This window comes from Kocuria marina (assembly GCF_000786655.1).
GTDB lineage: Bacteria > Actinomycetota > Actinomycetes > Actinomycetales > Micrococcaceae > Kocuria > Kocuria marina_A.
Map to the genome: position 1 here is coordinate 91,395 of NZ_JROM01000003.1, position 11,691 is coordinate 103,085.

An 11,691-nucleotide genomic window follows, 5' to 3' on the forward strand; every position below is an offset into this window, starting at 1 on the left:
TCACTTCCCTTCCCGGTCGATCCAGAGGGTGCGCAGCTGGAACCCGCTCACGGGCATCCCCGCGCGGTGTTCGGAACCACCGCCCACGTAGTTCTGGTACGCGTCCGCCTGGTTGAAGAACCCCCACACGATGTACCCGCCGGCGTCGTACAACCGCTTCTGGGCCCGCGCCACCAGGTCGTGCCGCGCGTCGTCGTCGAGCGTGGCCCGGGCCTTCTCGTACAGCGCGATGAACTCGGGATCCGCCCAGTGCGTCTCGTTGAACGGGGACGCCGGCAGGGTCCCGTTCGCGGTCTGGGGCAGGAAGCTGCGGGTGTACCAGAAGTCCTGGGAGAAGGGGTACTGCAGGTAACCGTCCCCGAAGAACGTGGTGGTGTCCACGCGGCGCAGGTTCACCGTGATCCCGGCCTCGGAGGCCTGCTCGGCGAAGACCTGGGCGGCCTCCACCGCGCCGGACTGGATGGGTGCCGTCACGAGTTCCACCTCGAGCCCGTCCGGGTGACCCGCTTGCGTGAGCAGCTCCTTGGCCCGGGCCACGTCCCGCGTGCGCTGCTCGAGCTGCGGCGTCCCCGGGTCGAACGGGGCGTACATGTCATTGCCCACCGTGCCGTGCCCCGAGAAGACCTGCTCGACCATCTGCTCGCGGTCCACCACGAGGCGGAACGCCTCCCGCACGCGGGCGTCGTCGAACGGTGCCGTGTCCACGCGCATGGTGAACGGCAGCCAGTTACCGGTCTCGGAGACCACGGTGTGCAACCGCGGGTCCGTGTTGACCACGTCGATCAGGGACAACGGCAACTGCCCCACGACGTCCACCTGGGTGGAGAGCAGGGCGTTGACCAGCGCGTCCTGGTCGTTGAAGTTCACCAGGTGGACCTCGTCCACGAACGGTGGTTCCCGCCAGTAGTCCCGGTTGGCCTCGAGCACCGTGAGCTGACCGGGTTCGAACGTGCCCAGCCGGAACGGGCCGGTGCCCACGGGTGCGGCGGGGTCGTAGTCCACCGGCACGATCCCCATGGAGTACTGCGCGGTGGCGTCCACGAACATGGCGTCCGGTTCCGACAGTTCGAAGCGGACCGTGTGATCGTCCACCGCCACGGTGCGCTTCAACAGGGCCAGCCCGGACGCACCCGTCTTGGGGTCCTTCGGATCGGTGACCCGGTCGTACGTGGCCACGACGTCCCGCGCGGTGAGTGGGCGCCCGTCGTGGAACACCACGCCCTTGCGCAGCCGCACGATCCACACGCGCCCGCCGTCCCGCGGCGTGGCCGACTCGGCGAGCACGGGCACGGGGACGTAGTCGGCGTCGAACTCGTAGAGCCCGTCGTAGAGGTTGATCACGCGCCCGGCATCCGCGGTGCCCACCGGCACGTGGGCGTCCACGCTGTCGGACGCGCCGCCGCCCGTGAGACCCACGCGCAGGATGCCCCCGCGCTGCGGTGCGCCCGTGGCCCGGATCGCCGCCGCACCCGGTTGCTTGCCCGCTGCGCACCCGGCCAGGGCGAACGACGCCGCCGCGGCGCCCAGTCCCATGAACCCGCGCCGGGAGAACGCGCCGTACCGCGCGGACCCACCACCGGGACCCCGCGCCGCGCGGGCCCCGGTCACCGAGGCCGACGGCGGGCAATCGGGTGGGGGTGGAACGGACGGTGCGGTGCGGGGTGGGCGGGGTGACGGTCGTGGGTTCATGGTTCCTCGCAGGGGTGAACGATCCCGGGCGCGCAACGGGGCGGCGACGAGCGTGACGCTCGGAGGGTGTCGCGGGACGCGCGACACCGATGTAGGGGCGGGCTGTGCCCAGCTACGGGATCTTGCTCAGGCGGGGGGCCATGATCCGGCGCCCGGCCGGCACGCACTGCGGTGTCAGATGATGCTGCACGGACTTGCGGAACAGGGCGGACATGTCGGACGTGCGTCGCATGCTTCCTCCCTGTGATCGAGGCCGACGGGTCGGTTCACCCGGCGGGAACGGCCCCACCGGTGTTCGGGATCACATTCAACCTACCCCGGAACGGCGCACAAGTGTGCGCGATCCGGGTCGGTGTCACTGCGGGTCGGGCGGCCATTGACCCCGGCGTTGCAGGACGTCCTTGAGCAGGTCGGCCCGATCCGTGATCAGCCCGTCCACCCCCATGTCCAGCAAACGCTCCATGTCCGCGGGGTCGTTGACGGTCCACACCTGAACCGACAGCCCCGTGCGGCGGGCCAGGTCCAGGAACGCGGGCGTGACGATCCGCAGGGTCAACCGGTGTCCCCCGGGCAGCTGCACCGTGTGCTGTTCGGGCAACTGGAGGGTGTCGAACGGTGCCACGAGCCGCGACCACGCCGCGATGTGCGCCCGCCACAGTGCAGGCGCGATCTTCCGGGACACCCGGTCGGTCAGGGGTGCCACGGCGGACACGGCCAGGAATCCGGCGGTGCCCAGGGTCCCGGCCGAGGACCGGACCCGTTCACCGGTGAGCCGCGTGATCCCGGCGAGCGCGCGGCGTCGTCGGGATTCGGAGAAGGACGTGACGCGCAACCGGTGCGCGGCGTGCTCCCGTGCCACGACCCCGGGCAGGGCGGCGACGGACGCCTCGTCCTTGACGTCGATGTTCAGGCACGCCTCGGGCAGTGCCCGCAGCAGCTCGCTGAGCGTGGGGATCTCCTCGGTGCCGCCGATGCGCAGCTCCCGCAGTTGCTCCCACGTGAGGTCGTTGACGTTGCCGCTCGTGCCCGTGACGCGCTCCAGCGTGGGGTCGTGGAAGGCCACGACCACGCCGTCCCGGGTCGTGTGCACGTCCGTCTCGAGCCACACGAAACCGAGCTCCGCGGCGGCCCGGAACGCGGCCAGGGTGTTCTCGTGACCGTCCGGGGAGAACCCGCGGTGGGCGAGCGCGGCGGGGTGCCGCCGTGCGCCGAGGTCCCGGCGAGCGGCCGGATCGGAACGGGACGACTCAGACATGGCGACCCTCCCGAGCCACGGGAGCGGTGTGCTCGTGCTCCAGGTAGGCCTCGATCACCTGCGCCACGCCGTCCTCGGCGAACGCCGGTGCGGTGCGTCCCACCGTGGCGACCACGTGCGGGTGCCCGTCCGCCATGGCGTAGCCGCGCTCGGCCCACGTGAGCATCTCGAGATCGTTGGGCATGTCCCCGAAGGCCATGACCTCCCGGTGGGAGATGCCGTGCTCCGCGGCGAAGTGTTCGAGCGTACGGGCCTTGGTGAGCCCGCGCTGCCCCATTTCCACGAGGGGTGCCGCGGCCACCGAATGCGTCACGGACAGCCGCCCCGCCACGATCTCGCGGACGTGCTCGAAGTACCGATTGGGATCGGCGCCGTCCAGCTTGGCCAACAGCTTGACCACCTCGGTGCCGGGCGCGAGCGACTCCCTCACGGGTGCTTCGGTGATGTGCCGGATCTCCATGCGGTCCGTGCGGGACCACCCGTGATCCGTGTAGACGCGCTCCAGGGTCTCCGCGGCGAACAGGGAATCCGGGAACTCGCGGGCCACGTCCGCCATGACGGGCAGTGCCTCGCTCACGTCGAACAGGCTCGCCTCCAGGACACGCTCCGCGCCGGGATCGTAGATCACCGCCCCGTTGGAGCAGATCACGACCCCCACGTCATCGAGTTGTTCATGCAGGGGGTCCAACCACCGCATGGGGCGCCCGGTCACGAAGACCACATGAATCCCGGCGTCCCGCGCGGCGGTGATCGCGGCGACGGTGCGCGGCCGGAACCGGAAGTCACAGCCCAGCACTGTCCCGTCCAGGTCACTCGCGATGAGCCGGACGGGTGGCTGGTCCGCGGCGTGTTCCGGCGCCACGGGCTACTTCACTTCGTAGACGGGCGTGAGGAACGCGCGTCCCAGGGCGTGCGAGAACAGGTTGAAGTTGACCACTGCGGGGCTCGCGGACTCGTCCACCTCGAGCTCGGGGACGTCCACGGCCGTGACGCAGACGATGTAGCGGTGCGGGCCGTGGCCCCCGGGGGGTGCGGCGCCCAGGTATTCGTCCGTGCCGCCGTCGTTGCGGTGCTTCACGGCGCCCTCGGGCGGGTTCGACGCCGCCCCGGTCGCCAGTTCGGTGACGTCCGCCGGAATGTTGGACAGGCACCAGTGCCAGAACCCGCTGGGGGTGGGGGCGTCCGGGTCGAACATCGTGACCACGTAGGAACGGGTGCCCTCCGGGGCACCGCTCCACGACAGCTGCGGGGAGACGTCCCCTCCCCCGGCGCCCATGATCCCGGAGACCTGGGGCGTGTTCATGCTCTCGCCCTCGGCCACGTCCGTGGACGTCACTGTGAACGTGGGCAGTTCGGGCAGATCGGCGTAGGGATGACGGTCGTACATGGGAGCGTTCCTTTCCTCGTTACGGTCATGACACAGCTGGGGGCCTCGCACGGCCACGGGAAAGCAGTGGATCAGGCGTGGTCGATCAGGTCCGCGCGCGTGGGCAGATCCGCGCCGGAGCGCGAGACCGTGACCCCGGCGGCGGCCGCGGCGTGGCGCAACAGCTCCGTGAGTTGCGCGCTGTCCAACTCGTCGAGGGCGCTCGCCGCAGTGGGGCCCAGGATGTTCCGGTCCGCGAGTCCCGAGAGCAGGGCCGCCATGAAGGAGTCACCCGCGCCCACGGTGTCCGCGACGGTGACCCGGGCGGCGGGGACCTCCACGCCATCGCGTCCGGTGCCGCGACTAACAGCCCACGGCCCCATGACCCCGCGGGTCACGACCACAAGCCGTGCTCCGGCCTTGAGCCACGCACGCGCGGAGTCCTCGATGCTGCGGTGCGGGTAGAGCCACAACAGGTCCTCGTCGGAGGCCTTGATCACGTGGGACAGCGCCACGATCTTCTCCGCGCGGGCGCGCGCGTCCGAGGAGTCCGGGATGATGGACGGGCGGCAATTGGGGTCGTAGGAGATCAATGCGTGACCGCGGGCGCGTTCGAGCGCCTGGCCCACCACGGTGGCGCCGGGTTCCAGCATGGCCCCGATGGACCCGGCGTGCAGGGCATCGGTGTCCCGCAGGAGCTCGTCGATCCGCTCCGGGGAGACGTCCAGGGACCAGTCGAGTTGGAAGTCGTAGCTCGCGGCACCGGTCTCGTCCAGGGTCGCCTGGGCCACGGAGGTGGGCAGGGCGTCCGCGTCGAACGGCAACCGGACCCCGTTGCCCGTGAGGTGATCGGCCACCTGACGGCCGTACTCGTCCCGGCCGTAACGGCCCAGGAACTGGACGTCGTGACCCAACCGGGCCAGTCCCACGGCCACGTTCATGGGGCTGCCACCCACGTGGGCCCGGGGTTCTTCACCCTCGCGGGACACCACGTCCACGAGGGCCTCACCGATCACCGTCAACATGACCCCACGTTAGCAAAGCGTGCGGGGTGTCACCGGGGTTGTCACGACGCCGCACGGGCGGGAGAAGACCCCCGCGCACCGTAAACTTGGGGCCACGACGAGCAGCGCCGCTCCCGCGCGCGCCATCACTCGAGTCAGCGCACCACCGCGCGACCCCCAACACGGCCCTCACGACGACGTCCGGGCCGAGGAAGAAGGATGCTCATGAGCGCCACGTGGTCCGAACGAGAAGCCCTTGCCGAGCAGCTGGTCCCCCTAGTGGGTCAGCTGCACCGCGGCAACAAGGTGGTCACCACGGTGTTCGGCCGTTCCCTGGTCCACAAGTCCGTCACGGAGATCATCAAGGTCCACCGCTTCACGCGCCGCATCCTGGGCGAGGAAATGCCCATCGACAAGACCCTCGAGATCGTCCACACGCTAGGCGAACTCAACCTCGGCGTGTGCAACGTGGACGTGGCCAAGCTCTACCAGGGCTACACCGTGGCCGGCAGCGGTGACCTGCAGGCGTACCTGCGCGAGGCCCTTGCTCCCGCCGTGGACCAGCGCGGGCGCAACGAACCCGGGTCCCGCGACGTCGTACTCTACGGCTTCGGGCGCATCGGGCGCCTGCTCGCGCGCATCCTGCTCAACCGCAACGACGGCACCGGGCTGAACCTGCGCGCCGTGGTGGTGCGCCGCAAGCCCGGCAACGACCTCGTCAAGCGCGCCTCGCTGCTGCGCCGCGACTCGGTGCACGGCCCCTTCAACGGGACCATCACCGTGAACGAGGACAAGAACGTGATCACCGCCAACGGTGTGCCGATCCAATTCATCTACGCCAACTCCCCGGCGGAGATCGACTACACCGAGTACGGGATCGACAACGCCCTGGTCGTGGACAACACCGGCGTGTGGCGTGACGAGGAAGGCCTCTCCCAGCACCTGCAGTCCAAGGGTGTGGGCAAGGTCCTGCTGACGGCCCCCGGTAAGGGCGACATGAAGAACATCGTGTGCGGCGTGAACGACAAGGACATCTCCCCGGAGGACACCATCCTCTCCGCGGCGTCCTGCACTACGAACGCCATCACACCCGTGATCAAGGTCCTCAACGACGAGTACGGGATCATCCAGGGTCACGTGGAGACCGTGCACTCCTACACCAACGACCAGAACCTGATCGACAACTGGCACAAGGGTGACCGCCGCGGCCGTTCCGCCGCCCTGAACATGGTCATCACCGAGACCGGTGCCGCCAAGGCCGTGGCCAAGGCGCTGCCCGTGATGAAGGGCAAGCTCACCGGTAACGCGATCCGCGTCCCCACCCCGGACGTGTCCATGGCGATCCTCAACCTGCAATTGGAGAACGCCCCGGAGTCCAAGGACCAGATCAACGAGTTCCTCAAGGACATCTCGCTGAACTCGCCCCTGCGCAAGCAGATCGACTACGTGGACTCCCCGGACGTAGTCTCCACGGACCTCGTGGGCTCCCGCCGCGCCGGTGTGGTGGACGGACTCGCGACCATCGTGAACAACAACTCGGTGGTGCTCTACGTCTGGTACGACAACGAGTTCGGTTACTCGTGCCAGGTGGTGCGCGTGATGGCCCGCATGGCGGACATCTCCATGCTCCAGCTCCCGTAAGGGTCACGGTCCCCGCGCCGCTGGTGCGCTCGACGACGCCGCCGCCCCGGCCACCTTTCGCGCGAAGGGCACCGGGGCGGCGTCGTGCGTTCCACGGCGATCGCGGCCCGTCCGGACGGAGCGCGATCGCCTTTTGCGGCCCGCGGTCGCTCTTTCTGGGGCCCGCGGGGCCGCTCACGAACGGCGTGCGGTCACGGGCGCCAGAACGCGGCGACCGCCCCGTACAGGGCGTACAGGTCCCCGGTGTGCACGAGTTCGCGCGCCGAATGCATGGACAGCAACCCCACGCCCACGTCCAGCGTGCGGATGCCCAGGCGGGTCGCGGTGATGGGTCCGATGGTCGATCCGCACGGCACGGTGTTGTTGGAGACGAACTCCTGGTAGGCCACCCCGGCGCGTTCGCACACGCGGGCCCACTCGGCCGCGCCCGTGGCATCGGTCGTGTAGCGCTGCTGCGCGTTGATCTTGAGCAGCGGCCCTCCCCCGGGTTCGGGGGTGTTCACGGGATCGTGGTGGCCCTGGTAGTTGGGGTGCACCAGGTGCCCCGCGTCCGAGGACAAGCACACGGAGGCGGCGAGCGAGCGCCGGTAGTCGTCCGTGGTCCCGTCCCGCGCGGCGCTGATGCGCACGAGCACGTCCTCGAGGAACGGGCCGGCGGCGCCCGAGCGGGTGGCCGAACCGACCTCCTCGTGGTCGAACGCGGCGAGCACGCTCACGTGCTCCGCGCTCTCGAGGTCGTGGGCGTGTTCGATCAGGGCGCGCAGGCCCGCGAACACGGAGGTCAGGTTGTCCAGGCGGCCGCTCGCGAGCAGGGTGCGCTGCGCGCCGATGAGTTCTGGGGCCTGGGAGTCCGCCACGACGATGTCGTAGCCGAGGATGTCCGATGCCGTGATCGGTTCGGCCACCGCCCCGTCGCCGGCCGCGGCACTCGGTGCACCCGTCACGGTCGTCCGGCTCGTTCCGCGCGACTCGTTCGCGGCATTCGCGAGCACGGTCAGGACGTCCGCGTCCTGGGCCTGCCCCACGCCCCACACGGGCTGCACGTGGCGCTGCTTGTCGAGCGTGAGACCCTCGTTCGCGCTGCGGTCCAGGTGGATCGCCAACTGCGGGATCCGGGCCACGGGGCCGGTCGCGGTGAGGACCTGCCGGGTCCCGCCGTCACGGCCACGCACCACGAGCCGACCGGCGAAGCGCAGGTCCCGGTCCAACCACGAGTTCAACAGTGGACCGCCGTAGATCTCCACGCCGGCCTGGTACCACCGGTGCGTCACGGTGGTGGGTCGGGGCTTGAGCTTGAACCCCGGAGAATCGGTGTGGGCCCCCAGGATCCGGTACCCCGCGCCCGGTGCGGCACCGGACGGGAGTACCCAGGCGATCAGGGCGCCGTCGCGCACGGTGTAGTAGCCGCCCGCGGACAGCTCCGACCACGGCCGGGTCTCGTCCAGGGCGGTGAACCCCGCGGCGTCGAGCGCAGCGGCCGCCGTGGCCACGGCGTGGAACGAGCTGGGCGAGGCCGTGACGTACTCGCCCAGTGCACGCGCGAAGCCGGCCTCGGGTGTTCCGGGGCCGGGCTCCGACGTTCCGTTCGCGGGGTCGGCCGGGGTGGTGGATTCGTGCGAGCTATCCGTCATGACGCCCAGTGTAGGTGGGGGTGTTGTCGCGCTCGCCGGGGCCGGCGGGCGGGGGCGTCGTACCGGGCGAGGGCGGCGTCGTCGTACCGTGCGGGCCCGCGGGCGGAGCCGGCGTCGTCGTACCGTGCGGGTCGGGGCCGTTGGCCCGGGGAGTGCTCTCGCTCGAGGTATCGCCCGAGGGCCCACCGGGCAGCGCCACGGGGGCGTCGTCGTGCCCCGCGTGCGCGCCGTGGGCGGTACGAGTGTCCAGCAGACCCACGTAGCGGCCCTGCCCGTCCCGCACGGAGTACGGACCGTACTGCGGCGGCAGGACCAGGTAGCGCTGCGTGGCCGGGTCCAGGACGTAGGCCGCCAGGCCCGAGGCGTCCGCGGCCAACCGAGGGGGCCGGTGGCCGAGCTCGGGCAGCCGGGCCGGTTGCGGGGGTGGCGGCAGGACGATCGTGCGGGTCACGGCCACGGACCGGTTGCGGCGCACGAGCCAGAACACGAGCGCCACGTAACCACCGTTGATCAGCGCCACCGCGATCAGGTCCGTGGGCGCCCCGGAGGTGTCGTTCATGTCCGTGAGCCCCACCATGGCCATGAGGGACACCGTCATGTTGTTCACGGCGTGCAGTGCGATCGCCGCTTCCAGACCACCGGTGCGCCACGTGATGATGCCCATGGCCACGGCCATGATCCCCACCGAGGCCTGACCCCAGATGTCGTACGCGTGACCGAGCACGAACAGCGGCACCGGGAGCAGGATGGCCCACGCGGGGTGCTTGAGCCACCGGCCGATGGTCTGGGCCAGGTAACCCCGGAATACGACTTCCTCCGCCGCGCACTGCAGGGGCACCACGAAGATCACCGAGGCCATGAGCCACCAGAAACCGGGCGCCGGTTGGAAGGACACGGGCCTACCACCCGCGGCGAGTTCCAGACCCACGGCGATCGCGTTGATCAGAGCGTAGATGGCGACCGCCGCCACGAAGCACGTGAGCAGCCACTTCCACCGGATCCGCCCGGTCACGGAGAAGATCAGCCCCAGGGGACGCGGACCCAGTACCAGCCGGGCCAGCAGGGCGCTCGGGAGCATGAGGACCACGGAGCCGAAGAGGATGAAGAACACCACCGGATCCAGCTGATCCATGGCCAGGATGTCCCCTTCGATCCGCCCCGGGGCCGCGAAGACCATGATCAGGAAGAACCCGATGGTCAGGAGCAGGAGCACGGCCAGCAGGATGAGCCCCTCCACGAGCGGCATCCACCAGCGGTGCCGGGGATCCACGTGCGCCAGGCGGTGGTAGAAGAGGGTGCGGGTCCGGGACGGCTCCTGGACGGGGGGCGACGGACGGGACCACGGGGCGCTGGCGTGACTCATGACTCCACGGTAGCCGTCACGGGTGACGCTCAGGGCCCCCTGTGCAGGGCGCTCGCCGTGAATCCCGGGTGGATCCGACGTGGATCCGACGTGGAGCCGGCGTGGGTCCGGCGATTTCCGATCGCAGCATCGGAGCCAGGCCTGGGGCGGATCCGCCCGGTGGTCCCTCCCGGTGGTCCCGGGTGGTCCGGCCCGCGGGCATGGACGTGCGGGGTCCGCGCCCGGATGTCTCACTCCGGCCCGGGTCCGGTCAGCGCCGGTAACGCTCCACGAACGCCCGCAGGATCCTGGGTGCCTGGTCCACGGCGGGACCGTTGACCACCCGGTCGATCACGGTGTCCGTGTCCTCCGGCCGGAAGTACCCCAGGTCCTTGTACGCGCGCACGCGACTCACGAGCCCCTCGGGGTCCAGTTCGGGGTGGAACTGGGTGGCGTAGAGGTTGTTCTTGATCCGGTACATCTGCACGTGGCACGCGGTCCCGGTGGCCAGCAGCACCGCGTTGGGCGGCAGCACGCGGGTGCCCTCCTTGTGCCCCACGTACGCGCTGAACTCACGGGGCAAGTCCGCGAGCAGGGGATCCCGGGCCCCCTCGTCGGTCACGCTCACGGTGATGGGACCCACGTCCTCGTGGCACGACCGGTCCACCTTGGCTCCCTGGTGGATCCCCAGGGTGCCCACGCCGTAGCACGCGCCGAGGAACGGGAAGTCGCGGGCCACGACGTCGTCCAGCAGCGCGCTGATCCAGGTCTCCGCGACGCGCTGCGCCCTGGACTTCTCCTCCGGCGGGTCCGAGGAGTTGAACGGCGACCCGCCCACGATGATCCCGCTGTACCTGTCCAGGTCCAGGGCGGGCCACTCACCGGACTCCAGACGGATGCGCTCGAGCTGGTCCTCCTCGAGGCCCCCGAAGCGGGCCACGGCCCGGTATTCCTCGTCCGCGAGGACGTCGTCACCACGGGTGGCCAGCAGCACGAACGGTTTCATGGCTTACACCTATGTCACGGGGGCCTCGGGATGCAAATCACCCGGGCTCGGGGCCGCTTCCCGACGCTTCGGTGACACCCACGGGCGGGTCCGGCGGTTACTCCGAAGAAACGTGGTCCCACCCCTTGACTTGCCCCGTGTGATCCAGTTCACTGTTCCTAAATGAAATTTAAATTTCACATCACGAAATACCAGAGGAGGACGGATCGTGGATCTGACCGAGTTCAACAGCCTCGATCGTGAAGCCGCCGTCGCGGCCGTAGGACCGGCCCTGGACGTCCAGCGCTGGATCGAGGAACTCGTGTCCGGGCGCCCGTACGGGTCGAGGCCCCGCCGCGCTTCGTGCCCATCGCATCCATCGAGCACCTCCAGGATCACCTGCGGGAAGGTGACACCGTCAAGGATGGTAAGCTCGTGGACTCCGAGGGCAACGAGATCCCGTGCATTATCGCATCCGGTGAAGTGGTCCCGGCGCCCCTGGACTCCAAGAAGTCCGGGACGGCGGGCGAGCACTGATTTTCCGCCGCCAACCGTGTCCTCACGCGATGAGCGGAAGGGCACGGTTCGCACATGTCCTTCACGTGCGGTGGCCGGACCCCCACCCGGGGACCGACAACCGCACGGTCAGAACTGCCCCGCCTCTCATGGCAGGAGAACAACACATGCAGCCTTCAAGCAATCACCACATTTTGAGTGGGTTGACGAATAATCTTCAGGACGCTGATGTTCAGGAGACGCAGGAGTGGATCGAGTCGTT

General features: G+C 69.8%; 10 protein-coding genes. 2 read left to right on the forward strand and 8 right to left on the reverse strand.

What is annotated here, in order from left to right; translation table 11 throughout:
- The 5 genes from AS25_RS00510 to AS25_RS00530 form a co-directional block, all read right to left on the reverse strand.
- Positions 1–1,608, reverse strand: a complete 1,608-nt coding sequence (locus AS25_RS00510; protein WP_253270424.1) for an ABC transporter substrate-binding protein — start codon at positions 1,606–1,608, stop codon at positions 1–3.
- 436 nt (positions 1,609–2,044) lie between these two features.
- The gene (locus AS25_RS00515) at positions 2,045–2,944 is read right to left on the reverse strand and encodes a glycerophosphodiester phosphodiesterase family protein (RefSeq protein ID WP_035959293.1); all 900 of its coding nucleotides are present in this window, start codon (positions 2,942–2,944) and stop codon (positions 2,045–2,047) included.
- On the reverse strand, positions 2,937–3,806 hold the full coding sequence (locus tag AS25_RS00520) for an HAD family hydrolase (protein WP_052160582.1): 870 nt from the start codon (positions 3,804–3,806) through the stop codon (positions 2,937–2,939). The genes AS25_RS00515 and AS25_RS00520 overlap by 8 nt, the downstream gene beginning before the upstream one ends.
- 3 nt (positions 3,807–3,809) lie before the next feature.
- Positions 3,810–4,331: a YbhB/YbcL family Raf kinase inhibitor-like protein gene (locus AS25_RS00525; protein ID WP_035959295.1), complete on the reverse strand. Its 522-nt coding sequence runs from the start codon at positions 4,329–4,331 to the stop codon at positions 3,810–3,812.
- A 71-nt stretch (positions 4,332–4,402) separates the two neighbouring features.
- A complete protein-coding gene (locus AS25_RS00530) occupies positions 4,403–5,335 on the reverse strand; it encodes a carbohydrate kinase family protein (RefSeq protein ID WP_035959299.1) in 933 nt (310 codons plus the stop codon).
- A 204-nt stretch (positions 5,336–5,539) separates the two neighbouring features.
- Here AS25_RS00530 and AS25_RS00535 point away from each other — a divergent pair, with 204 nt between their 5' ends.
- A complete protein-coding gene (locus tag AS25_RS00535) occupies positions 5,540–6,955 on the forward strand; it encodes a glyceraldehyde-3-phosphate dehydrogenase (RefSeq protein WP_035959349.1) in 1,416 nt (471 codons plus the stop codon).
- A 191-nt stretch (positions 6,956–7,146) separates the two neighbouring features.
- On the opposite strand, the gene AS25_RS00540 is transcribed toward AS25_RS00535, so the two are convergent.
- From AS25_RS00540 to AS25_RS00550, 3 genes are all read right to left on the reverse strand, one after another.
- A complete protein-coding gene (locus AS25_RS00540; RefSeq protein ID WP_084117920.1) occupies positions 7,147–8,586 on the reverse strand; it encodes a M18 family aminopeptidase in 1,440 nt (479 codons plus the stop codon).
- Positions 8,576–9,949 carry a CPBP family intramembrane glutamic endopeptidase gene (locus AS25_RS00545; RefSeq protein WP_084117921.1) on the reverse strand — a complete coding sequence of 458 codons (1,374 nt, stop codon included), beginning with the start codon at positions 9,947–9,949 and terminating at the stop codon, positions 8,576–8,578. The genes AS25_RS00540 and AS25_RS00545 overlap by 11 nt, the downstream gene beginning before the upstream one ends.
- A gap of 250 nt (positions 9,950–10,199) precedes the next feature.
- A complete protein-coding gene (locus tag AS25_RS00550; RefSeq protein WP_035959302.1) occupies positions 10,200–10,934 on the reverse strand; it encodes a glutamine amidotransferase in 735 nt (244 codons plus the stop codon).
- A gap of 342 nt (positions 10,935–11,276) precedes the next feature.
- Here AS25_RS00550 and AS25_RS14470 point away from each other — a divergent pair, with 342 nt between their 5' ends.
- A complete protein-coding gene (locus AS25_RS14470) occupies positions 11,277–11,450 on the forward strand; it encodes a hypothetical protein (RefSeq protein WP_186313809.1) in 174 nt (57 codons plus the stop codon).
- Positions 11,451–11,691: the final 241 nt, after the last annotated feature.